The sequence below is a fragment of the Carnobacterium maltaromaticum DSM 20342 genome (assembly GCF_000744945.1).
GTDB lineage: Bacteria > Bacillota > Bacilli > Lactobacillales > Carnobacteriaceae > Carnobacterium > Carnobacterium maltaromaticum.
The window spans coordinates 1,187,992-1,212,848 of the sequence record NZ_JQMX01000001.1; the positions used below are offsets into that span (position 1 = coordinate 1,187,992).

At 34.5% G+C, this 24,857-nt stretch carries 18 protein-coding genes and 1 other annotated feature; of the genes, 6 read left to right on the forward strand and 12 right to left on the reverse strand.

The annotated features are described in order from the left end of the window. Positions 1-2 precede the first annotated feature (2 nt). From metE to BR77_RS05640, 6 genes are all read right to left on the reverse strand, one after another. Positions 3-2,288 (reverse strand): 5-methyltetrahydropteroyltriglutamate--homocysteine S-methyltransferase, encoded by a 2,286-nt coding sequence (metE, locus tag BR77_RS05615; RefSeq protein ID WP_035064180.1) that lies wholly within the window; start codon positions 2,286-2,288, stop codon positions 3-5. 24 nt (positions 2,289-2,312) lie between these two features. Beyond that, on the reverse strand, positions 2,313-3,056 hold the full coding sequence (locus BR77_RS05620) for an amino acid ABC transporter ATP-binding protein (RefSeq protein ID WP_015075901.1): 744 nt from the start codon (positions 3,054-3,056) through the stop codon (positions 2,313-2,315). Positions 3,057-3,066: 10 nt separating this feature from the next. Beyond that, a complete protein-coding gene (locus BR77_RS05625) occupies positions 3,067-3,732 on the reverse strand; it encodes an amino acid ABC transporter permease (protein WP_010054089.1) in 666 nt (221 codons plus the stop codon). 47 nt (positions 3,733-3,779) lie between these two features. After that, positions 3,780-4,589 (reverse strand): transporter substrate-binding domain-containing protein, encoded by an 810-nt coding sequence (locus BR77_RS05630; protein WP_035065996.1) that lies wholly within the window; start codon positions 4,587-4,589, stop codon positions 3,780-3,782. A gap of 32 nt (positions 4,590-4,621) precedes the next feature. Continuing rightward, positions 4,622-5,764: a trans-sulfuration enzyme family protein gene (locus tag BR77_RS05635; RefSeq protein WP_015075899.1), complete on the reverse strand. Its 1,143-nt coding sequence runs from the start codon at positions 5,762-5,764 to the stop codon at positions 4,622-4,624. A gap of 586 nt (positions 5,765-6,350) precedes the next feature. Next, the gene (locus tag BR77_RS05640; protein WP_010050257.1) at positions 6,351-8,009 is read right to left on the reverse strand and encodes a putative polysaccharide biosynthesis protein; all 1,659 of its coding nucleotides are present in this window, start codon (positions 8,007-8,009) and stop codon (positions 6,351-6,353) included. A 395-nt stretch (positions 8,010-8,404) separates the two neighbouring features. Between BR77_RS05640 and BR77_RS05645 the strand changes: the two genes are divergently transcribed. Then, positions 8,405-9,310, forward strand: coding sequence for a helix-turn-helix domain-containing protein (locus BR77_RS05645; protein WP_035064184.1), 906 nt, complete (start codon positions 8,405-8,407; stop codon positions 9,308-9,310). Between the two features lie 348 nt (positions 9,311-9,658). Further along, positions 9,659-10,552 carry a helix-turn-helix domain-containing protein gene (locus BR77_RS05650; RefSeq protein ID WP_015075897.1) on the forward strand — a complete coding sequence of 298 codons (894 nt, stop codon included), beginning with the start codon at positions 9,659-9,661 and terminating at the stop codon, positions 10,550-10,552. 50 nt (positions 10,553-10,602) lie between these two features. On the opposite strand, the gene BR77_RS05655 is transcribed toward BR77_RS05650, so the two are convergent. The 3 genes from BR77_RS05655 to BR77_RS05665 all read right to left on the reverse strand — a co-directional run bounded on the left by BR77_RS05655 (position 10,603) and on the right by BR77_RS05665 (position 15,432). After that, positions 10,603-11,475, reverse strand: coding sequence for a PhzF family phenazine biosynthesis protein (locus tag BR77_RS05655; protein WP_035064187.1), 873 nt, complete (start codon positions 11,473-11,475; stop codon positions 10,603-10,605). Between the two features lie 28 nt (positions 11,476-11,503). Beyond that, the gene (locus BR77_RS05660) at positions 11,504-12,934 is read right to left on the reverse strand and encodes an MFS transporter (RefSeq protein ID WP_010050252.1); all 1,431 of its coding nucleotides are present in this window, start codon (positions 12,932-12,934) and stop codon (positions 11,504-11,506) included. A gap of 152 nt (positions 12,935-13,086) precedes the next feature. Then, complete coding sequence (locus BR77_RS05665) at positions 13,087-15,432, reverse strand: cation-translocating P-type ATPase (RefSeq protein ID WP_015075895.1); 2,346 nt, start codon at positions 15,430-15,432, stop codon at positions 13,087-13,089. Positions 15,433-15,801: 369 nt separating this feature from the next. Here BR77_RS05665 and BR77_RS05670 point away from each other — a divergent pair, with 369 nt between their 5' ends. Next, positions 15,802-16,218 (forward strand): hypothetical protein, encoded by a 417-nt coding sequence (locus BR77_RS05670; RefSeq protein ID WP_015075894.1) that lies wholly within the window; start codon positions 15,802-15,804, stop codon positions 16,216-16,218. 107 nt (positions 16,219-16,325) lie between these two features. Continuing rightward, positions 16,326-16,865 (forward strand): DUF1269 domain-containing protein, encoded by a 540-nt coding sequence (locus BR77_RS05675; RefSeq protein ID WP_015075893.1) that lies wholly within the window; start codon positions 16,326-16,328, stop codon positions 16,863-16,865. A gap of 46 nt (positions 16,866-16,911) precedes the next feature. Here BR77_RS05675 and leuS read toward each other — a convergent pair whose 3' ends face one another. Further along, positions 16,912-19,326, reverse strand: coding sequence for a leucine--tRNA ligase (leuS, locus tag BR77_RS05680; RefSeq protein WP_015075892.1), 2,415 nt, complete (start codon positions 19,324-19,326; stop codon positions 16,912-16,914). A 131-nt stretch (positions 19,327-19,457) separates the two neighbouring features. Beyond that, positions 19,458-19,706 (reverse strand) — a binding site (T-box leader). A 151-nt stretch (positions 19,707-19,857) separates the two neighbouring features. Here leuS and fumC point away from each other — a divergent pair. Further along, positions 19,858-21,243: a class II fumarate hydratase gene (gene fumC, locus BR77_RS05685; protein WP_035064189.1), complete on the forward strand. Its 1,386-nt coding sequence runs from the start codon at positions 19,858-19,860 to the stop codon at positions 21,241-21,243. Positions 21,244-21,311: 68 nt separating this feature from the next. Here fumC and BR77_RS05690 read toward each other — a convergent pair whose 3' ends face one another. Then, positions 21,312-22,571, reverse strand: a complete 1,260-nt coding sequence (locus BR77_RS05690; protein WP_016356364.1) for a dicarboxylate/amino acid:cation symporter — start codon at positions 22,569-22,571, stop codon at positions 21,312-21,314. Between the two features lie 207 nt (positions 22,572-22,778). Between BR77_RS05690 and BR77_RS05695 the strand changes: the two genes are divergently transcribed. Then, the gene (locus tag BR77_RS05695; protein ID WP_015075888.1) at positions 22,779-23,270 is read left to right on the forward strand and encodes a GtrA family protein; all 492 of its coding nucleotides are present in this window, start codon (positions 22,779-22,781) and stop codon (positions 23,268-23,270) included. A 36-nt stretch (positions 23,271-23,306) separates the two neighbouring features. Here the strand turns inward: BR77_RS05695 and BR77_RS05700 are convergent, their stop codons facing one another. After that, a complete protein-coding gene (locus BR77_RS05700; RefSeq protein ID WP_010050237.1) occupies positions 23,307-24,704 on the reverse strand; it encodes a deoxyguanosinetriphosphate triphosphohydrolase in 1,398 nt (465 codons plus the stop codon). Positions 24,705-24,857: the final 153 nt, after the last annotated feature.

The window sequence follows — 24,857 nt, forward strand, 5'->3', positions numbered from 1 at the left end:
TTCTAATAGCTTGCTCGAATAATTTTTGTTGCCTCAACCATTTTTTTCAAGGCTTCAATTGTTTCTGGCTCTTTTCTCGTTTTTAAACCGCAATCAGGATTAATCCAAAATTGTTCAATTGGAATTACCTTTAACGGACGTCTAATATTTACTAGAATTTCTTCAACACTTGGAACTCGCGGACTATGAATATCATATACACCTAATCCGATTTCCTTGTCATAGGTATTTTTTTCAAAAGTCGAAATAATTTCACCATGACTTCTCGAAGCTTCAATTGAAATCACATCTGCATCTAGCGCATCAATCGTTTCAATTACATCATCAAATTCTGCATAACACATATGTGTATGAATTTGCGTATCATTGGCTACCGAAGTAGTCGTTAATTTAAAAGAATATACGGCTGCATCTAGATAAGCTTTCCATCTTTCACGCTTCAATGGCAATCCTTCTCTTAAAGCCGGTTCATCCACTTGAATAATTTTAATTCCTGCTGCTTCAAGGGCTTCAACTTCTTTTCGCAAAGCTAACCCGATTTGATTTCCAACTGTGGCTTTTGGAACATCATCTCGTACAAAAGACCAATTAATAATCGTTACTGGAGCTGTCAACATCCCTTTAACTGGACGTTTAGTCAGAGATTGAGCATAAACACTTTCTTTAACAGTAATCGGTTCAATAAAAGCAACATCTCCATAAATTAATGGTGGACGAACCGCTCTTGATCCATAAGATTGAACCCATCCAAATTTTGTCGCTTGAAAACCAGCTAGTTTTTGACCAAAGTATTCAACCATATCAGTGCGCTCAAATTCCCCATGAACCAAAACGTCTAAGTCTAGCTCCTCTTGAATTTTAATCCAACGAGCTATCTCTTGATTAATATAGCCTTCATAATCAGTTTTTGATAAATCCCCTCTCAACCATTCTGCTCGTTTTTTACGAACTTCAGGTGACTGAGGGAAACTTCCAATTGTCGTCGTTGGCAAAATCGGTAAATTTAACCAGTCCTTTTGTACCTTAATTCGTTCAGAAAATGGCGCTTTTCGCTCAACCTTTAATTTTTCTAAATTAAGAATAGCCTCCTTAACCGCTGGATTATTTCGCTGAGAAGAATGATTTAAAGCCTCGTTATTCCTTTGATTTTCAGCTAATTCTTTTGAGATACTTTCTCTACCATTGTTAACAGCTTTGGTTAATAAAGTTAGTTCGATTAATTTTTCATCTGCAAAAGCTAATCCACCTAGTAAAACTGGATCTAACTCTTTTTCACTTTTTTTCGTAATCGGGACATGCAATAAACTATTAGATGGTTGGAGCCATAATCGTTCTGGTGCAACTTGTTTTAACAGCTGCTTAATTAACTCTAATTTCTCGGCTAAATTACTTGCCCATACATTACGTCCATCAATAATTCCGGCAGCTAAGATTTTATCTTCCGGGAAGCCATTTTTTTCAATCGCTGCTAACGTTTCGCCATGATCATGAATAAAATCTAAACCAATAGCCTCTACTGGAAGAGTGACAACCGCTTCATAAGCATCTACACTTTCAAAATAAGTTTGCAACTCGATTTTCAAATTTGGTGCGGCTTTTTTTAAATCTTGGTAGGTCTTTCGATAAAGTTCAATATCAGCTTTAGCCTCTCCCGTTGCTAAATAGGGCTCATCAATCTGCACCCATTCTACTCCGGCAGCTTCAAGTTCTTTTAATAATTGCTGATAAAGTGGAATGAATTTTTTTAATAAAAGTGGAAATTCTTTTGCTCGATAGCCTTTACCTAGTTTCAAGTACGTAATAGGTCCTACAATAACAGGTTTCCCTTCAATACCTAACTCCTCTTTAGCTTCTAAATAATAAGTTAAAGCTAAGTTCTCTTTTAATTCTGGCTGTGCATGCTCCAATTCAGGAACAATATAGTGATAATTGGTATTAAACCATTTAGTCATTTCTGATGCTACACCTGCTTTGCTCCCACGAGCTAATTTAAAATAAGTCGTTAATTTGCTCTCATTTACGGCTTCTTTTTGAAAACGTTGGGGAATCACATTAAAAGCAATACTTGTATCTAAAATATGATCATACAAAGAAAAATCAGCCACAGGAATCAAATCAATCCCTTGTTTTTTTTGCTTCTCTAAAGCCGCTAAACGAATTTTTTTAGTTGTCGCTACTAATTCCGCTTCAGTTAATTGACCATTCCAAAATTTTTCTAGTGCACGTTTCCACTCGCGCTTTTCTCCCAGACGTGGATACCCTAAATTTGAACTTTTTACTTTAGTCATTGTTTCACCATTCCTTTTCTATTTTTATTTATTAGGTAGCATAGCTGAAATAAATCCCTCAATTCGTTTCGATCCCGATCCTTGGAAAAATAGTTCTGGTGTTCCTTCAAAAAGAATTTCTCCATTTTCTAAAAATAAAATTCGATCGGCAACTTCCCTTGCAAAGGCTAAGTTATGAGTGACAATAATCAAAGAATTTCCTTCCTCAACTAAGCCACGTAAGACACTTAATACTTCTGCTTCTAATTCTGGATCAAGCGCGCTAGTCGGCTCATCAAACAATAAAAATTCGGGATTCATTGCAAGTGCTCTCGCAATCGCGGCTCTTTGTTGTTGTCCTCCCGACAATTCATCTGGATAACGATCAACTTTTTCTGCCAAACCAACTTTCTTTAATAACGCTCTGGCTTTGTTTTCAGCTGTGACTTTAGACTCCTTTCGAACATAGACAGGCCCTTCCATTACATTTTTTAAAATCGTTAAATGCGGGAATAAATGGAAACCTTGAAAGACCATTCCAGTTTTTCGTCGCAAAGCTAAGATATCCTTTTGCTTTAATTCCTTTGTAAAATCAAAATAACTAGCACCTAAAGATAACGTTCCCTTTTCAGGAATTTCTAGCAAATTAAGGCATCGTAATAAAGTCGACTTTCCTGAACCTGATGGACCTACAATTACTGTTGTACTTCCTGTTTCAAAACTTAAATTAATCTCCTTCAGCGCTAACTGTTCATTAAATTTTTTGCTGATTTGCTTTACTTGCAACATGTTTTATCACCTATTTCCGAATATGCTTTGACGTAGCAATCTCTAATTTCCCTTGTAAAACAGTTAAAAATGTACAAAAAACTAAATAGATAGCAGCAACTAAAGAATACAACAATAACGGTTCGTACGTTCTTGAGGCAATTTGTTGCCCCACCATAAACATTTCAACAATTGTAATACTAGAAGCTAAGGAGGTATCTTTCACTAAGCCAATAAACGTATTGGATAAAGGTGGAACACTAATTCGTAAAGCTTGCGGGGCAATAATTCGCCAAAGTACCATCCCTTTTGACATGCCAATCGAATACGCTGCTTCCCATTGGCCTCTCGGAATTGCTAAAATAGCCGAGCGAATAGATTCTGAGCTATATGCACCCACGTTTAAAGAGAATGTGATAATGGCCGCAGCCCATGCACTAAATTCAATACCCGCTTTTGGTAACCCGAAAAAGACAATAAATAATTGAACTAAAAGTGGTGTGCCTCGAAAAATCCAAACATAGCCTGCAAAGAAAAATTTTAATATACGTAACTTTGATAATCGCACTAATGCTGTTACAACTGCAATAAGTAGACCTAATGTAAATGCAATCAAAGTCAGCGGAATTGTAATCAGTAATCCAGCTTTTAAAATTGGCCAAAAAGAAGTTACTAGTAATTCAATCGTCTCACTCACAAAAAGTTCCTCCTGTTCTTCGAATTCTAACCTCTATTTTCAGTTACTTATTTTTCTGTAATATCTTTCCCAAAGTAGGTAATTGAGAGTTTACTTGTGATTCCTTCTTTTTTCAATTCAGCTAAAGCACCATCGATAGCTTTGGTTAATTCAGGATTATTTTTATTTGTAATTGCAGCAATTTCACTCGTGGCAATAGCTTCATCAATCAAGCGAATCTTGTTCTCTGGCTTTTCCTTCTGATAATAGAAGAACGTCACATCATCATTCACTGTCCCATCCGCCCTATTCCCTAGAACTAGTTCAATTGACTGAGCAAATCCATCAGTTGGTACGACTTCGGCACCTAATTTTTCAGCATCTTGAGCATAGTTACTTGAAACTGTTTGAGCGCTTTTTTTCCCTTTCAAATCAGCTAATGTCTTAATTTCTGAATCTTCCTTAACAGCCAAAGTAGCATGTGAATGTGCATAGGGATTCGTAAAATCATATTTTTTCTGTCGTTCTTCTGTAACCGAAACATTATTAAAGACAACATCATATTTATTTACATCTAACCCAGCAATCAAAGAGTCCCATTTTGTTTCAACAAACTCAGCCTTAACCCCAATTTTTTTAGCAACGGCTTCTGCTAATTCCACTTCAAACCCTTTTAACTGATCTTTTTCATCATGAAAATTAAATGGTGGAAAGGTTCCTTCAATACCTACCTTTAACGTGCCCGCCTTTTTTATAGCGGCTAAACTATCAACATTTTCTTGATTATCTGCTGCTTTTTCTGACTGGCCACATCCAATTAAAACAAAAATACCCACTAGTAAAAAACTGATTAACCACACAATTTTATTTTTTTTCATTTCATTTCCCCCAATTTTATTCATTCTGCAAACTACTTCTTAGCCAGATCCAATGCTTGTGCTAAGTCATTAATTAAATCATCTACATGCTCAATTCCAATTGCAAAACGCAACAATCCAACGCTAATCCCAATTTTTTCTTGTAATTCAATTGCGTAGGATTCATGAGTCATTGTGCTAGGATGGCATACTAAACTTTCTACTCCGCCTAAACTAACGGCTAAATCAAACACATCCAGTTCCTCCACAAATTTTAACGGGTTATACTCCTCGGTCAATTCAATTGAAAAGACCGAACCGTTTCCACGTGTTTGTTTTTTCTGAATAGCAGCTTCTTCTGGAGAAGCTGATCCCGGATAATTTAATCTAGCAATAGCTTCATGTTCTTTTAGAAAAGCTAGAATTTTAACTGTATTCGCTTCTTGACGATCCATTCGCACACTTAACGTTTTAATTCCACGAATTAGGCTATAAGAGTCAAAAGGACTTAAAACATTTCCCAATGTATTTTGTAGATGTTTGATTCTAGCTGCCAATCCACTATCAGCGACAGTAAGTAAACCTGCAATAATATCAGCATGCCCACTTAAATATTTCGTTGCTGAGTATAAAACAATATCAGCTCCTAATTCAAAAGGTTTCTGTAAATAAGGTGTTGCAAAGGTGTTGTCTACAATAATTAAAATTCCTTTTTGATGGGCAATAGCTGCCAGCCTTTGAATATCTGTCACTTGCAACAAAGGATTAGACGGCGTTTCAATAAATAACGCTTTAACCGTTGTATCTATATCCTCTTCTGACAGTAAATTAAAGTCATCAACTAATTCATAGCTTAATTCTTGTTGCTGAAAAACAGTGTCTAAGTAGCGATAGGTTCCCCCATACACATTGCTGTTCACTAAAATTTTATCTCCTGATTTGAATAAATTAAACGCAGTCGTCGTTGCTGCCATCCCAGAAGCAAAAGCAAAACCATAATCGACACCTTCAATTTTGCTGATTAATTCCTCCAATGCATTTCTAGTAGGATTCCCACCACGTCCATACGCATAAGTTTGATGCTCTTCAATCGATGGTTGTACATAAGTAGAGGCTAAATAAATAGGTGGAACAATGGCTCCATTTTCATTATTTTTAGCTGGAATTCCTTGAACAATTAACGATTCTATTTTCATTATTTTGACCCTCCTTTTATTTTAATGAACAAACATTTTTCTTATAAACAAAAAAACGTCCTTGAATACATGCACTATGCATGATTCAAGGACGGGAGTTTATCTGTATAAACCAACGTGGTACCACCTTGTTTTACGAAAATATCACTATTTTCGCCTTACCAAGTACTTAAAATCACTACAGATTTTGCATACTCTGGCGCTATAACGGGCGCTCCCGTTTTGACCTTACTGATAGTAAACAATCAGCTCACCCAATCCACTCAGAGACCATCTTCTGTTCTGCATCCATTGTCCTTTTTCAGCTAACGGGACTCTCTGTAAAACTTCTGCGCAAACATACTCTTCTCTTCAAAGTTGTTTTAAAATTAGAATTCAATTAGATTTGAATTAAATTTAACAGAGTTTTCTAATCTTGTCAACTTTAATTTTTATTTTTTAAGATTAACGAATTCATTTTAAATCAATTATTCCTATCACTACGCTAGACATTATGTTTATTTGAAATAAATATTAATAAAAAACCCACTTACTGAAATCCGAATTGGAGTTTCATAAGTGGGTTTTGATTATAGAATGTAGTTTTTTATTTAATTCGTAAACGGCGACGTATGCCAGCAACTTTAGCACCTAATAAACGATCGGCTAAACGAGTTTTCAAAGAAAGATAAAGATATGAAAACCCACCAGCAATTGCTGAAACGATAGTCACCACTAAAGCCCATTCACGACTCATTGGGCTAACAAATAGATAGCAAAGTTCTCGAACTAAAATAGTCACAACAGCCATCAAAAGTGTCATCAAAGTAATCAATAAAATTCGCTTAAAAATAAAGCGAACATTAAAGCGAGTTAATCTACGCAATGTCCATAACAGCATCAAGGAAGAAACACTAAAACCAAAAATTGTAGCATATAAAGCACCTTCTGCTTGGAACATTTTTACTAATGGATATTGAACAGCGGCCTTAACAAGCACTCCAACTACCAAACAAAAAATAGCATACTTATTTTGATTCATCGATTGAAGAATCGCCGATAAAACTGTATACAAACCTAAAATAATACTCATATAACAAGAAATTTGTAGAATCGTTGTTCCTAAATCACTATGTTGGTAAAATACCGTATATAAAGGTTCTGCAACTGCTGCCATCCCAATTGCTGCTGGAAACATCACAAAGCAGAACAGTTGAATATTTGTTGAAACTTGTTTCCGAACTTCTTTAATTAAGTTTTTGGTAAATGCTTCTGTAATTAAAGGAATCGCCGTCACTGCCATTGAAACAGCAATCGAAATAGTAATCATAATCAATTTATTGGCGTTAAAAGCAAACACCGCAAACATCTCTCTGGCTAGAACTGCCGTTGTGTTCGTTGTAGCAATAACAATTCGTTCAAAAGTATATTGATCAATCAACTGAAAGAAGGTAATTCCAGAACCAATAATTACAAATGGAATGGCTTCTTTAATCATTTCAACTAAAATTTCATTTGTTGAAACATCAATTTTATCTAAACTTGTTGCAGCTAAGGCATCCATTCTGGGCTTTTGCTTTAACCAATAATAGCCTAAAGCCAGTAAACTAAAGAGTGCTCCAATAAAAGCGGCAAAAGTTGAAGCCGTGACAGCCGTCACCATTTGACCATTAAACACTTGCATAATTAAGTAAACAGAAGCTAGCATAAAAATAATACGCGCAATTTGTTCAATTAATTGAGAAATCGCTGATGGAGCCATTTCTTGATATCCTTGAAAGAAGCCACGAATCAAACTCATTCCAGGAATAATTAATAACGCCCAACTTAGAGAACGGATAACTTGAATCTGATCCGGCTCCCCCACGCCAATGACTGGCGCTAATAAATACATAATCAAAAAGCAAACGACCCCGGTAACGACCATTAAGCCCATGCCTTTTTTAAATAATTTCCTACCTGTATTGTATTCCCCTAACGCGTTATAATAGGAGACTTGTTTAGCAATTGCTGAAGGAACTCCGGCTGTTGCGATTGTTAAAAATAAAGCGTAAGGTGTGTAACCTAACGCGTATAATCCATTAGCAGCCTTCCCTGTTGCTGCACTTCCCATCCATGCCATCCAAGGAATAATATAAATAGCACCTAAGACACGTGAAAAAATACTACCACCTGTCATCCAAGCTGATCCACGAATCATTTTCTCTTGAGCACTTTGCTCTTCTACTGCTGCTTCTTCCAGATTAATTGGAGAATTTGGCATCATATTAAACCTACCCTCATCTTATATTGTCTTTATCTATTTTACTTGTTAATTGATGGGGTTGCAATCACTTCTCAAAGATTTCGTGAGACATTTAACAAAAATTTAACAGTATATCAAGATTATTGCGTTATTATTAATGGTTAATATTCTGGTAAAGTTATATTTTAATTCGTTAAATTTCGCATTTCACATAATATAATCGTTATTTTTTCTTTTTTTACATTTTTTAAGACTAAATCTGTTACATACTAATTTGCTTGATTCAATTTCCTTTAAAATTATTTAACGCATATCTATTCAAATAATTTGATCGTATAAAAATAACTACTATATTAATAGAGACAAATGTTGTATCCTTAGTATAAGGATTAAAATAAACTAAAGGAAGGGATAGTATGACTGGACAAATAGGGGCAAAGATAAAAAGTAAGCGCTTAGCGAAGAAATTGACACAAGCAGAGTTAGCTGCGGATATCTGTACGCAAGCTACTATCAGTAACTTAGAAAATAAAGATCGGTTGCCAACCATTTCGGTTCTATTAAAAATCACCAATCGGCTAGATATGGAGTTTAGTGAAGTCTACGCCTATACTTCAGGAAAATCAGCAAACCACACTCAGATTTACCAAAAGATTCGTGACCTTTGTCGAATACAAAAACATCAAGAAGCCTATGATTTGATTACAACCACTATTCAATTAGATCAATTGGAAACTAATTCTGATATTAAAAGGTATTATTACTATTTAGGTATCACAGGGGTTATTGGCTATGGAAAAATTTCAGATGGCATTTATTATTTTAACCAAGCTTTATCTAAAAAAGAAAATGAACAGATTGATTACTTAGATATATCAGCACTAAATGGACTTGCAATTGCTTATGATATAAAGAATGAGGATGATAAAGCCTTAAATTATTATCAGCAATCTCTCACAAAATTAGAGGCTTTGCCTTTATTAATCGAAAGTATCAAAGATAAAATAGAAATTGCAAAAGTTTACTACAATACAGCTAAATTCTATTCTAAAATAGAGGACTATTCTAAAGCAATAGAGTTATGTACATCAGGAATCAAATTATTACAAAATGAAAATCTCACTTATTATTTAGACTATTTATTTTATGAGAAGGGCTTCAATTTATTAAAAATAAAAAAAATAGATGAGGCAGAAAAATACTATTTGTATGCTTTCATACTAGCTGACATTCATAGAAACAAGTATCTAGTGAGCGTAATTATAAGTGATATTAAATTATATGGTATACAAAATGTTGACATAACGAAAAGATTGGAATAGTTTTTATTTTGCTTATTTTTAATAAAATAATAAATACTTGGGTTGCTAGATTAACTCATGATTAAAAGATAGATAGATTGATGATACAATCCATCTATCTTTTAATTTAGCAATTTAATTACTAACTATCCAAATCCCAGATTTCCAAATGGTGTAATTTGCGGTACTTGATTTATAATTATTATTACATTTTCATCTATATTCATTTTTACCTAATCCTCCTTCCATCTATACACAGAGTTGATTTTACAATTTTTTAATGAAATGCTAATTTAATACTATAATAATAATACAAAATATTGTATGATTAATCAATAGAATAAAAATTAAAATGAAAAGAGGAAAAAAATGACTACATCATTAGGGGAACTAATTAAGTTCAATAGAACAGCCAAAGGGTTAACTCAATCTAACTTAGCCGAAGGAATTTGCACTCAAGCTACTATTAGTAATCTGGAAAGTAAAAGTAGTTTACCTACTATTTCAATTTTACTACAGATTTCAGACAAATTAAATATTGAATTTGATGATATTTATGAGTACACTTTAGAGAATACCAATGATTATAATAGAATTTTTAGGCAAGTTCGGGAATTATGTGGAAAACGAAAACATGAAGAAGCTTATAACCTTATAGAAAAAGAGATTAAATTTGATATGTTAGAAACTATTTATGACATCAAACAATACTATTATTATATGGGTATTACAAGTCTTGTTGGGTTCAATCGTATATCAGATGGAATTTATTATTTCAATCAAGCCCTAGCTGCTGAATCTCAAAATAGTATTGATTTTTTAGATGTTCTGTCACTTAATGGTATTGGAATTGCTTATTTTAGAGATAATGAAAATGATAAAGCTAGCACTTACTTTGAGCAATCAATAGAACAGTTAGATGAACTTTCATCACTTATTGATACAATGAAAGATAGTTTAGAGATTTCCAAAATTTATTATAATACTGCATTATTTTATTCTAAAATTGGGAAACATAACAAAGCCGTTAACCTTTGTAGTTTAGGTATACAACTATTAAAGAATGAAAATCTTACCTATTATTTAGAATATCTTTTATATGAAAAAGCCTTTAATTTAATGAAACTCAATAAATTAAAAGAATCTGAAAAATATTATTTATACGCACTTGTCATAGCTGACCTTAATGACAATCAACAAGCTATTGAAGGAATAAAAAAAGACATGAAGGAATATGATATCCAAGAATACAAATATAGATAAAAACAGAGTTGGACTAGGCACTCTAGTCCAACTCTGTTTTTCCGTATCTTCTAATATTCGACTTCCAACTCTTCAACAAAACAAGCAACTCCTGAAATTGCAACTTCAATCTTATTCCCTAGCTGCTTTGCCATTACAGAAACCTCACCTGGCCTGCTCATTTCATGGCCCTGTTCAATCGCCAACTCAACTATAGGTACTTTTGCAATTTCCTTTAAATAGTATGCTCCCATGACTCCCGAGGCTGTTCCTGTCACTGGATCTTCTACAGTACCTGAAAAACTGCTGGAAAAGTGACGACCATGTAAATTAACCCGCTCACCGTATGCTTCCAATGAAAATGGATGAATGGAAGCTGTCGGAATTTCTGTTAATATTTTAGAAAATAGTTGGTTCTGTGGTTGCATCCTCTTAAAGCTATCTAATTTTTTTATGGGTAGCAACAATGTCCAAATTCCGGTATTCCCATATTCTATTGGATACCGGTCATCTAGCTCTGTAACCTCTATTCCTATAGCACCACACAGTGCTTTTACATTTCCAGTAAATGGTTTAAATTTTGCATCTGCTTGTTCCATTTTTATTTTTCCTGTTGCTATATGATACTCAACTTTTATTTGACCTACGTTTGTTTCAAAATGGAATTCTTCTTGTACTCCGTAGTTTTGACAAATTCCATACGTAGCTGCCATCGTTCCGTGTCCACATAAGTCGATTTCATGACCCGGAGTAAAATAACGCAAACGATAATCTGCTTTTTCAGATGGCAACACAAATACTGTCTCATTAAATCCAACAGTCTGAGCAATTTTTTGCATCTCTTTAACAGATAATTCCTCTGCTCCAAAAACAACTCCCGCCGGATTTCCCTCATTAGGTACCTGACTAAAAGCTTGGTAATGTCCCACTTTAATTTTCTTCACAGACTCATCCTCCCTCAAAAAATCGGCTTTATTTTTTTAATAAGCGATAACCTGTCAAACAAGTAGCAAATAAACAAATAGCAAACGATACGGTAAATGTAACGTGCATACCATAAACGAACAACTGAGGTTGATCTGCTAGGTATGTCGTTACCTTGAATCCAGCTTTTGAACTCATTGCCCAATATAAAATTGTTGTAGCAAAGGAAATTCCAAAAACCATCCCTAAATTACGAGCTAATGAATTCATACTCCCTGCAATCCCTAATTGATCTTTAGGGACTGATGACATCACAATTGCATTGTTTGGTGATTGGAATAAGGCACTTCCTAAGCCCATCAAGCCAGTTAAGACAGCAAACCAAATGAGATTGGTATCTACTCCAATAAATATATAGGCTAATTGAACGAGCGTTAATACTGCCAAACCAATAAATGTTAAAATTTCTGCTCCAATTTTATCTGATAAGCTCCCACTAATTGGAGCTGCAATGACCATAACCATTGGGAAAACCATCAATAATAAACCAGCTTGGCTAGGTGGTAAACTCAAGGTTCCTTGTAAATAAAAAGGCATCATAACATTAAAGAAAAAATTGGTGACAAAAATTAAAAAAGCACACAGTAGACTAATTGAAAATAAACTATTCTTAAACAAACCAAAATGAACAAGTGGCTTTTCTACCTTATTTTCAATTCGGATAAAGGCAATAAAACTAATCACAGCGATACTAAACATCCCTATTACTATACCATGAAGAAAACCGATTTCTTGACCAATAAAAATACCGATAAATAATGTTCCAATAAATAAAGCAAATGCTAAAAATCCTGCATAATCAATTTTTTCCTCTTTTAAAAATAAATCTTTTGGCAATATTTTCATACCCATAAAAATAGTAATTAATCCTACTGGTACATTAATTAAAAAAATGGATGACCAGTCAAAATGCGCTAATAAGATTCCACCGATTCCAGGGCCAGCAATACTACCTAGCGAAACAAATGAACCCATTAATCCTAACGCTTTGCCACGTTCCTTGATAGGGAAAATCTCTGTAATAATCCCATAATTAGCTGACATTGTCATACTCGCTCCAATCGCTTGAATGATTCTTGCCACTAATAAAAAGCCTAAATTAATCTCAATCCCACACAGTAAAGAACCTAAAACAAAAATAAACGTTCCCCACCGAAAAACTTTAATCTTGCCAATCAAATCCCCAATCTTACCAAATAGTAAAATGAGAATACAAACGGTCATTAAGTATACTGAAACAATCCATTCTGATTGATTCATAGGTACTCCTAATCGCTCTGAAATCACTGGAATTGCTATGTTAACAATGCTTCCATCTAATGTCGACATAAATGTAAATAAACCGACTGCAACTAAGATTAACCATCTATTTTTTTGGACTTTTGGGTCCATTTGATAACTTTGAATCACATTTCCCATCTTTCTTACCCCTTTCAATTTCCTTTTACATTATACCACCTTTCAGAAATTTTTCATGGTGCCTTTTTTTTAAATAACAAGATTATCCATCGACAAAAAATAAATAGCCACGATTCTTAAAAGAAAGAATCCTGACTATTTACTCCATCAGATTATATTGCTTCTGGTTTTCCATCTGCTATTCTTGTCACTATACGACGCATTAAATGATACAATGGAACGACTGTTGCCAATAATGGAACAGCAAAAAGTAACAATTGTATATTGAACAAACTTACAAGTGAAAAAACAGAACCAAAGAAAATAAAAATAATTAAAAATAACGCAATTAAGCTGGCAATCATAGCCATTATTTTTCGATCAAGCGGTCTTGAAATATGAATTAACGCGGTAAAACAAACTGCCCCAGTTAATAAAACACTTAAAGTTGACGTTGTAGAAAAACTTAAATTTAACATTTTTCCTACTACTAGAATCGTTAAAATATAAATTACAACAGTTAAGCCTGCAGAAAACGCTGGTTTTAATACATTTTTCAGAAATCCACCTTTGATTTGGCTATAATTAGGACGTAATGCCAAAAAGAAGGATGGAATACCAACGGTTAACGCGTTAATTGGACTTAATTGAATGGGTTCAAACGGATATGCTGTCCGTAAAAAAATGAAAATAACAGCTAAAACAGCCGAATAAACTGTTTTTGTTAGGTATAAAGACGCAACTCGTTGGATATTATTCACAACTCGCCGACCTTCCATAACCACTCCCACCATCGAATCAAAATTAGAGTCCAATAAAACAAAATCAGAAACACCTTTTGCAGCGTCACTTCCTTCAGCCATCGCAATACTACAATCAGCTTCTTTTAACGCTAAAATATCATTTACGCCGTCACCTGTCATACCCACGGTGTGTCCAGCTTTTTTCATTGCTTTAACCAATTCACGTTTTTGAGTTGGGCTAACACGCCCAAAAACAGTGTGGGCTTCAGCGATTTCGGTTAAATCACTGTCCTCTTCTATTTTACTCATGTCAATAAATCGATCCCCATTTGCTACGCCAGCTCTTTTCGCAATCTGCGAAACTGTTTTGGGATTATCCCCAGAAATCATTCTAACTTCTACTCCTTGTTGCTCAAAATAAGCTAATGTAGCCGGAGCCTCAGGTCGAATAGTATCTTCCATAAAGACCAAACCAATCAAGTTTAAATCATCTGGTAAATGATTACTTGCTAACGGTTCTTGACTAGCCGCAAAAGCTAATACACGGTTCCCACTTTCAATTGCTTCATTTATTTTAAGTTGAATCTCTACAGGTAATTCCGCAAATAAGTACTCAGGAGCTCCCATAATATAGGTTCCTTCCCCCTCAAATGTGGCACCACTCCATTTACGAATAGATGAAAAGGGTACTGCTCGTGTCAAATTCCACGAAAAATTTTTTTCTACTGCTTTTTGCAAAGCTAAACTGGTTGAATTGTCATCTTGTAATCCCTCAACAAGGTTACTAATTATTTTCTCTAGCTCTTCTTTAGTTGTCTTTTGATAAGGTAAAAGATTAATTACTTTTAAGTTCCCATCGGTAATAGTTCCAGTCTTATCTAAACATAATAAATCAACTCGAGCTAGTGTTTCAATAGAACCCATCGTCTTAACTAAGACTTTACGTTTCGTTAAATTGATCACACCCACAGCTAATGCAATTGACGTAATCAAGATCAGCCCTTCTGGAATCATCCCAATAATCGCTGCAGCAGTCCCTAAGATAGCCTGTTCAATTGTAATCATATTTCCCATGTAATTTGAAAAGAATAACAGACCCCCAATAGGAATAATCGCAAATGTCAGCATTTTAATAATTCTTTTTAAGGTTTTAACTAATTCGCTATATATTTCTTTTCCTTTTTTAGCTTCCAAAGCAATTTTAGAAGAATAACTTTCCTCTCCTACTTTGGTCGCTTTAACCAATGCATTTCCACTAATCACGTAACTACCAGATAAAACTTCTGAATCTGTCCATTTATTGACTGGATCTGCTTCACCAGTTAATTGCGACTCATCTAATTCAAGTCCTTCTGTTTCAATCACGATTCCATCGACACACAATTGCTCTCCACGACGAACTATCATCAGATCATCTTGCACAAGCTCATGCTGTTGAATCTGAACGTGACTACCATTTCTAATAACCGTTATCTTAGCTTGATTTAACAAGCTCAACTGATCCACATTTCGCTTAGCTCGGATTTCTTGAAAAATACCAATACAAGTATTCGCTACAATAACTCCCAAAAAAATTAAGTTTTTGTAACTTCCTGTATATATAATAAAACCTGCAATGACAATATTTATAAAGTTAAAAAGTGTACATATATTGTCATAAAATATGCTCTTAAAACTCTTGGTCATAGGCTCTAAAGGTTTATTATTTTCGCCTCTTGCTAATCGGCTGGCAACTTCTTCTGTTGTTAATCCAACTTGTTGTACTTTTGCCTCCACTTTAGCGCCTCCTTTTATAGCTCTTTATTAGAATACCTATTTAATTTTTTTATATCCTTTAAAATTTCTTATTTTTTTATTAAACTTTATAATAGAGTAAGAATCTAACTCTATTTTAAAATTTTATTTTAATAAAAGCTATCGGTCCTAAGCATGAATTTCACTTCTTAATTTATAACATATATTTACCATTTCAGCTACTTAAAAATATCACTAGTATTTAATCTTCTATATGTTAAAATAGAAGTGTTTCAAATTTATAAAAAATTTTCTATTCAAAACTAATTAGCCTTTATTTCAAACAGATTTAAAGGACTTAAAATCAAAGACTTTTCTGACAATAAACTACTATTCTAAGGAGGATTTACAATGAAAGATAAAAACAAGTGGCTACATTATTTATTATTTTTCCTGATTATGGGACTGGGTGTTTTTCTCATTTGCTACGTTAATTTCAGAATTGGGATTTTTAGTGTCCAAAATAAAGAGTCTTTATGGATGTTCTTTGCAAAATATATTACCACTATTTTCTTAGGTGTTTTAATTGGGATTGAATTTTTAGTCTCACAAATAAATAAATCAGGGAAATGGCGCATCAATTTAGCCAAATTAACTTTTTTAGGCATTCCAAGTATTTTATTTACTTTTTTCAACGTGCAAATTGCGAATCTAAATCCTGGCTTAAATTTCTTGTCTACTAATCAAACATTTTTGATTTTTTGGCAAATTGTATTAGGTTATACATTAGTCACAAGCTTTTATAAGAATGACTCCATACGTTTTTAATGTTAAGCAAAACTTTCCAATCAATTATTCTTTAAATTAGACAGATGCTTTCTTAATCTAGTATACTTAACATGTACTGAAATTAATCGAATGGAGCGTGACTATCAATGAGTAATAATGTTATTATTATGAACTTTGATTCAGAAAGTAAATCGTATCAAGCCTTTTCTGAGATCAAAAAAATGCATGTTGAAAAACAAATTAAAGGTGAACAAATGGCTATTTTAGAGCATAAGCCAAATCATCAACTAGAGCCAAAAGAATTTATCGATTTTAATGGTCCTGATAAGAATATGAAAGGTGGCTTAATTGGAATGCTAGTTGGCGTTTTAGCCGGTCCACTAGGTGTTTTATTAGGTTGGTTTACAGGTAGTCTAATTGGATCTGTTCAAGATGCAAAAGAAATTAAAGGTGCTATGTCCGTCTTTGAAGAAACAATAGATATCATTCATGAGGGTGACACAGGGCTAATTTTAATCGCTGAAGAAGATGATAATCGTTTTATTAATGAGTTAGTTTTCCAAAAATTAGAAGGTCGAATTACACGTTTGGCTGTTGAAGATGTTGAAAAAGAAATTGAACTAGCTAAAGAAACACAAGAAAATGTTGAAGACCATGCGAAAAAAAGTTGGTCAGATCGCAAATAAAGGCAACAAAAAAGATGAAGTCATTTTTGACTTCATCTTTTTTTAATTAATTTGCAACAATATTAACTAATTTTCCAGGTACTACAATTACTTTGCGAACAGTTTTACCAACAAGCGCTTCTTTTATCGCTTCATTTTCTGTCGCTAATGTTTCCATATCGTCTTTTGCAATGTCTTTTGGAACCATTGCTTTGGCTTTTACTTTGCCGTTGACTTGGAAAATAACTTCAACTTCAGATTCAACTAGGAAACTTTCATCATAAGTTGGCCAGCTAACATATGTTAAGCTACTTTCATTTCCTAATTTTTCCCATAGTTCTTCAGAAACATGTGGCGCAATTGGAGCTAATAATTGAACTAATCCAGCTACATACTCAATTGGCAAAGCATCTGTTTTATAGGCTTCATTGACAAATACCATCATTTGAGAGATAGCCGTATTAAAATGTAAGCTTTGATAATCTTCCGTCACTTTTTTCACAGTTTGGTGATACACTCGATCAAGTTTACCATTATTAATGGTTGTAATGCGATCACGTAGTTTGCCTTCTTCATCAACAACCAAGCGCCAAACACGGTCCAAGAATTTACGACTTCCTTCAAGCCCATTTTCGCTCCAAGCAATAGCTGAATCTAAAGGTCCCATGAACATTTCGTACATACGTAATGTATCAGCACCAAATTTTTCAACAACATCATCAGGGTTCACAACATTGCCTTTTGATTTAGACATCTTCTCATTATTTTCACCAAGAATCATTCCTTGATTGTATAATTTTTGGAATGGTTCTTTGGTTGGAACTACACCGATATCATACAAAAATTTATGCCAGAAACGTGCATAAAGTAAATGAAGAACCGCATGTTCTGCTCCACCAATATAAATATCAACAGGCAACCATTTTTCTAATTTTTCTTTACTGGCAATTTCATTCTTATTGTGAGGATCGATAAAGCGTAAGAAATACCATGAGCTACCCGCCCATTGTGGCATTGTATTCGTTTCACGACGCCCTTTCATTCCCGTTTCAGGATCTACTACATTCACCCATTCTGAAATGTTCGCTAACGGAGACTCACCTGTACCACTAGGTTTAATTTCATCTGTTTTAGGCAATAACAATGGCAATTCTGATTCTGGAAGTGCCGTTGTTGTACCATCTTCCCAATGAATAACTGGAATTGGTTCACCCCAATAACGTTGACGAGAAAACAGCCAATCGCGTAGACGATACGTGATTTCTTTCTTGCCATGACCGTTTTCTTCTAACCATTTATTCATGACTTCAATCGCTGTTTCTTTATCTAACCCATCTAAAAATCCAGAATTAACATGGACTCCATCACCAGTATAAGGTTCTTCAGCAACATTTCCACCTTCTAAAACAGGGATAATAGTTAAATTGAAGGTTTTTGCAAATTCATAATCGCGTTCATCATGAGCTGGAACGGCCATAATCGCACCAGTACCATAGGTCGCCAATACATAGTCTGCAATCCAAATTGGAATCTCTTGACCATTAACTGGATTTACAGCATAAGCACCTGTAAAGACACCCGTTTTCGATTTTGCTAAATCAGTTCGATCCAAATCTGTTTTTAAACTAACTTCAGTAATATACGCTTCAACAGCTTCTTTTTGTTCAGGAGTTGTGATTTCTTTAACCAAATCTAACTCTGGAGCTAGCACAGCATAAGTCGCTCCGAACAAAGTATCTGGGCGTGTTGTAAAAACAGTAAAATCTTCAGATCTATCTTTAATTTTAAAGGTTACATTTGCACCAACTGACTTACCAATCCAATTTCGTTGCATATCTTTAATGCTTTCAGGCCAATCTACAGTCTCTAAATCGTCTAGTAAGCGTTCTGCGTATGCCGTAATTTTAAGCATCCATTGTTTCATTGGTTTACGGTAAACTGGGAATCCTCCACGTTCACTTTTGCCATCAATGACTTCTTCATTTGCTAAAACGGTTCCCAATGCTGGACACCAGTTAACGGCAACTTCAGCTTCATAAGCCAAACCTTTTTCATAAAGTTTAGTAAAAATCCATTGAGTCCATTTATAATAATGAGGATCTGTTGTATTGATTTCGCGATTCCAATCATAACTAAATCCTAGTGAATTAATTTGACGACGAAACGTTCCAATATTGTGCTCTGTAAATTCAGCTGGATCATTACCTGTATCTAAAGCATATTGCTCAGCTGGCAAGCCAAAAGCATCCCATCCCATTGGATGTAAGACATTATAGCCTTGTGAACGTTTCATTCTTGCTAAAATATCCGTCGCTGTATAGCCTTCTGGATGTCCGACATGCAAGCCTTGGCCAGATGGGTAAGGGAACATATCTAGTGCATAAAAATTCTCTTTTTTTGGATCTTCAGTTGTATTGAAGCTATTATGGGCTGCCCAATATTTTTGCCATTTTTTTTCAATCGTTTTGTGATTATAACTCATTGTCTTTGTTCCTCTCTCCATCGTTATTTAGTTTGATACATTACTACTCAGTCACGGTCGAATTTAATCTATTTAACAACATAAAAAATTCGCCCTATGAACACCAAATAAAAATAACTCTTTTTTAGTGTTCATAGGACGAATTGACTGGACAATTTCGTGGTACCACCTATATTTTCTATAAGTAAATAAACTAGACTTATAGACTCCTCATACCTTTAACGCAGGCGCTACGACTTTTTCTATTTGCTAATCAACCAATGATTACGTTCAAAAAAGCGACTCACAAGGCGAGTTCATAATTTATCTTTGTACATTTCCACCAACCATGTACTCTCTATCAAAGATGCCTTACTACTATTCCTTTTCACTGTCTTTTCATGATATTGTCTATATTCTAACAAATATCTGCATCAGTTGCAAGATAGCTGAATCATTTATCTAAGTATTTTAATTTTCTAACTCCCATCTAGGTCTCTATCATGCTAAAATAGAGTGACATCCAAAATTAGAAATGGAGTGACAGATAAAATGCCCGATACTCACCAACAATACCGCATTGAAAAAGATTCTTTAGGAGAAATCAAAGTCGCAAATGATAAATTCTGGGGTGCTCAAACCGAACGCAGTCTGGCTAATTTTAAAATTGGAACTGAAAAGATACCAGCTTCCGTTATTTTAGCTTTTGCTCAATTAAAACGCGCTACTGCTATTGTCAACGAACAAAATAAGACTCTTGATCCACAGATTAAAGAGGCGATTGTTGCGGCAACAGACGCAATTTTGACTGGGGAATATATGGAGCATTTCCCACTTGTCACATGGCAAACTGGCAGTGGTACACAAAGTAATATGAATATGAATGAAGTCATTGCTCATTTAGCAAATCAACAATCTGAAGGCACAAAATTGACCATCCATCCTAATGACCATGTAAATATGTCGCAAAGTTCTAATGATACGTTTCCAACAGCAATGAATATTGCGGCTTATGATGCGGTTATTTCTGAATTAATTCCAGAATGTAAAAAAATGATTGAGGTTTTAGAAGAAAAAATAGAAGCTTATCAGAACCTAGTTAAAATTGGACGCACTCATCTGCAAGATGCAACACCTTTAACCTTTGGCCAAGAAATTAGTGGTTGGAAAACAATGATTGAACGTGGTCTGCATTTTATTGAAACGAGTAGTCAAAGTATATTAGAGTTAGCGATAGGTGGAACTGCTGTTGGGACTGGGTTAAATGCTCCTGCTGGCTTCGGTGAAGCTGTTGCCAATGAACTCAGCTTAGCTATGGGACATCCCTTTAAAAGTGCTCCAAATAAATTTTACGCCTTAACAAGTCATTCTGATTTAAGCTATACTCATGGTGCCATTCGTAGTTTGGCTAGTGATTTAATGAAAATCGCTAATGATGTACGCTGGTTAGCCAGTGGCCCCCGTAGCGGTATTGGTGAAATCACTATTCCAGCAAACGAACCTGGCAGTTCGATTATGCCTGGTAAAATCAATCCAACTCAGTCTGAGGCTCTCACAATGGTAGTTGCTCAAGTTATGGGAAATGATGTGACCATTAATGTAGCTGCTAGCCAAGGGAATTTTGAATTAAATGTTTATAAACCGGTTATTATTCTTAATTTTTTACAGTCTGTGAACTTATTAAGTGATGCTATGCGCTCTTTTAGACTGAATTGTTTAGTTGGTTTAGAAGCAAACGAAGCGGCTATGGGAACATTAGTTGAACGTTCACTAATGTTAGTTACTGCCTTAAGCCCACATATTGGTTATGAAAAAAGTGCAACGATTGCGAAAAAAGCGTTAGCTGAAAATTTATCCTTACGAGAATCTGCTCTTGCTTTAAATTTTGTCACAGAAGCTGAATTTGATTTATGGGTAGATGCTACTAAAATGATTTAACCATTAAAAAACCGATTTCTTCCTATGCAATTAGCAGATAAGAAGAAGAAATCGGTTTTTAATTATCTTCAAGCCGGTGTATCTGTTAAAAAATCTTTTAGCCAATTTTTGCCTTCAACAATCCGAGTAACCAACATTCCTGATGCCAAATTCCCGGAAGAATTTATCAATGTTGCAGGCATATCAATAATCGTACTAATAATGACAATAACAGGAACTGCTTCTAACGGAAAACCAAAAATATTTACAATTAGCATTTCTGCAATCATGCCGCCACCAGGTATTGCACCCATTACGGCTCCAACTAAAAAGGCCCCAAGAATAACTGTAACCATAGCTGAAGGTGTTGTCATTTCCTTACCAAAAATACCAAATAAAAAGGCAATTTTTATGACACCGCCAATAACTGATCCATCTTTATGTGTATTCGCACCTAAAGGTATGACTGTTTCAGCAATATCAGGTGTAATTCCCATCTTCTTCGCATACTCCAGATTTACTGGGATAGAGGCTGCACTAGAACATGTAGCAATTGCAGTTATTGATGGCGGAGCGATATTGCGCCAATAAATCTTTAAACCTGCCTTTCCACCTGCAATAAAGGCATACATAGAAAAGAATAGAAGATAGTAGATAACTGCAATGACTACATATAAAATCATACTCCGAGCATACCCACCTAAAATTTTTGATCCTAATGTCCCAATTACACTAGCAAAATAACAGCCTAATCCAATTGGTGCATAATACATAATCACTGAAACCATCTTCATCATCACAGCATTTCCTGATGCTAATAATTTAGCAACTGGTTTTCCTGCTTCATCAGCCATTGATGTAGATACACCGACTAAAATTGAAAAAACAATTAGTTGAAGCATATTTGATTTAGACAGTAACAAATGAAAATCTGGAACCGTTAACGTATTCACTATTCTCTCTAACAAACCCATGTCTGCTGTACTACTCGCCTCTGGTGTCCCCATTAAAGCTTTGACACTATCTACATCAATCCCTTTAATTGGATTGTATAATACAACCCCGATATACCCTACAACTGCAGCTACTAAAGCTGTCGCAAAAAAAATAAAAAAAGTACTTCCCATAATTTTTCCTAATCGTTTCATGCCATTCATATTCGCTATAGCCGATGAAATACTAAAGAAAACTAACGGCACTAACATAACAAACATTAAATTTAAAAATAAATCACCTAATGGTTGAACTACAGTCGCTTTCTCTCCAAACACAACTCCAGCAATTCCGCCAATAATCAATCCACCTAATAATAAAACTGACGCTTTATACTGTTGCCAAACTTTCCCCATCATATCGCTCCTAATTTTTATTCAATCTCATTTAATAGTTATAAAACAGTCTTATTTTAATAAAATACACCCATTCTATTTTATGGTATTTTCAAATAATTACAATACTTTTTAGCAAATTCAGAGAAAATAATTGTTAAATTTGAAAAAAAGCGTATAATAAAGGATATTGCATATCTACAATGAGACGAAAGGAGCTGAATTTACGTGAAACTAAAAGGAAAAAAATTAATTAGCACGTATCAAGAGTTTCTTCGTTATTTTTTTTGGGGTCTGATTGCAACAGGAATAAATTTAGGCCTCTATGAATTACTCATCCTAACAGTGCCTATTCATTATTTGGTTATAAATGGAATCGTCTGGGTCGTAACCGTATTATTTGGTTACTATACAAATCGGCGTTTTGTTTTTAAAACTCCCCCGAAGCAATTAAAAGAAACAATTTATGAAGCTAGCCATTTTGTTGGATTTCGTCTTGTTTCAGGTTTTTTTGACACTTTTACAATGTGGCTTCTTTTAACTATTTTTGGCATAAATGCTCTATGGGCTAAATTAGCTGCTAATCTAGTTGCTTCATTAATCAATTATGTAACAAGTAAGCAAATTGTCTTTAAACGTGGCAAACGCACGACTGAAGAAATTCAGCGTGATTTGGAACAGGAGAACAATCTCCCCACCCCTGACTTAACGAATCAATAAAAACAAGCTGAGATAGTTAAATCTCAGCTTGTTTTTTTAAATTAAACCATGTAATTTTTGATATAAATCTTTTGCATAACTATCGGTCATGCCACAAATAAAATCGGTAATTAACAATAAGCGTAAATACAGCTTCATTTCATCTGTTTGACCTTCTGCATTTTTATGGTAGCAACCAATATAGTTATCTGATATTAAAGACATAAGCCGTTTACTCTTCTGTGTCGCTCGATCCGATAATTCACTATCATAATAAATTGCTGCAGGAATAAACATATCTAATAAAGAGCCAATAATTTCACTTCCAGCCAATTCGGTTTCTACAACGCCTTTATCGACATAAAGATACTTTCTTGAAAGTCCTTGTAAAGTCGTTACCAATTGATCTGCTTCAGAAGCATCTAGTAACGATTCATTAAACGTGCCAGCCATAATCGCTTCATAATTTTCATAAAAAACTTCCAGCGAACGATTAATTAACTGCCCTCTTAAACTTGAAGCAATCCATTGTTGACCAGTAAAGCTATCATCGTGATTCTTATAACGCTCACTGCGCTTAATCAACTCTTGATGAACAGTTGCAGTCACGCGATTTGGATTTTCAACAGCTTCAAACTCATTTAAAATTTGGGCAATTGAAACAATATCCTTTTTGATTCCATCTTCTAAATCAGCATTCAAATAGGCAATGTCATCGGCAACTTCTAGTAAATAAGTTAACGGATGGCGACGATTCAGCGCCCCAGTTGATTCTGTTATCTCATCAAATAATTGCTGGTCTGCGTGGAAATAGCCCATTTTCTTACTGCGAATTTGTTTTTTATTAATTTCGGTTGAAGAAACAGGATACTTCATAATACTATTTAGTGTTGCATAGGTTAAATTCATCCCATACTCATCGAATTGATAATGTAATTTTGAAATCACTCTCAAGACTTGAGCATTCCCTTCAAAATTGAAAAAGTCTTGTAGCATACTTTTATCTAAGACCTCAGCAAGTGTTCTATCTCCATAAACAAGTACATGACTATTCTCTTGAAACCACTCACGAATTGATTCTTCACCAAAATGCCCAAAAGGTGGATTTCCCATATCATGTAATAAGCCGGCACAAGCTAAAACTTCTGGGATTTTTTCTGCGTGCTCTTTTGTAAAGGCATCATCTAATTGATTCTCTAGTAAATGATAGGCAACCATTCCACCCATTGATTTTGCAATTGTTGATACTTCTAAAGAATGTGTTAAACGCGTGCGAATAAAATCACTTTTTTCCAATGGAAAGACTTGAGCTTTATCTTGTAAACGACGAAAAGAAGCGCTCATTACAATTCGTTGATAATCATTTTCAAAAGCACTTCGAACATCTCTTGATTTCGCATAGTTCACTGTCGTTTTACGACGACGTTCATCATTTAATAATTGGTCCCAATTCATTCTCACTAGCTATCCCTCATTTCAATTTACTCACTAAAAGTATACCACAGTTCCAATCATTTTTAATCCGAACACACGCTTTTTTTATTGCAAAAACCGGAGATAAAAAATAGACACTAGGTGACTAGCTAACGCCAAGTTATACATATATAT

Bases quoted from the DNA above. Each gene is read 5' to 3' on its own strand.
- metE (WP_035064180.1), bottom strand. From the start codon at position 2,288: ATGACTAAAGTAAAAAGTTCAAATTTAGGGTATCCACGTCTGGGAGAA.
- BR77_RS05620 (WP_015075901.1), bottom strand. From the start codon at position 3,056: ATGTTGCAAGTAAAGCAAATCAGCAAAAAATTTAATGAACAGTTAGCG.
- BR77_RS05630 (WP_035065996.1), bottom strand. From the start codon at position 4,589: ATGAAAAAAAATAAAATTGTGTGGTTAATCAGTTTTTTACTAGTGGGT.
- BR77_RS05635 (WP_015075899.1), bottom strand. From the start codon at position 5,764: ATGAAAATAGAATCGTTAATTGTTCAAGGAATTCCAGCTAAAAATAAT.
- BR77_RS05640 (WP_010050257.1), bottom strand. From the start codon at position 8,009: ATGATGCCAAATTCTCCAATTAATCTGGAAGAAGCAGCAGTAGAAGAG.
- BR77_RS05645 (WP_035064184.1), top strand. From the start codon at position 8,405: ATGACTGGACAAATAGGGGCAAAGATAAAAAGTAAGCGCTTAGCGAAG.
- BR77_RS05650 (WP_015075897.1), top strand. From the start codon at position 9,659: ATGACTACATCATTAGGGGAACTAATTAAGTTCAATAGAACAGCCAAA.
- BR77_RS05660 (WP_010050252.1), bottom strand. From the start codon at position 12,934: ATGGGAAATGTGATTCAAAGTTATCAAATGGACCCAAAAGTCCAAAAA.
- BR77_RS05670 (WP_015075894.1), top strand. From the start codon at position 15,802: ATGAAAGATAAAAACAAGTGGCTACATTATTTATTATTTTTCCTGATT.
- BR77_RS05675 (WP_015075893.1), top strand. From the start codon at position 16,326: ATGAGTAATAATGTTATTATTATGAACTTTGATTCAGAAAGTAAATCG.
- leuS (WP_015075892.1), bottom strand. From the start codon at position 19,326: ATGAGTTATAATCACAAAACGATTGAAAAAAAATGGCAAAAATATTGG.
- fumC (WP_035064189.1), top strand. From the start codon at position 19,858: ATGCCCGATACTCACCAACAATACCGCATTGAAAAAGATTCTTTAGGA.
- BR77_RS05690 (WP_016356364.1), bottom strand. From the start codon at position 22,571: ATGGGGAAAGTTTGGCAACAGTATAAAGCGTCAGTTTTATTATTAGGT.
- BR77_RS05700 (WP_010050237.1), bottom strand. From the start codon at position 24,704: ATGAATTGGGACCAATTATTAAATGATGAACGTCGTCGTAAAACGACA.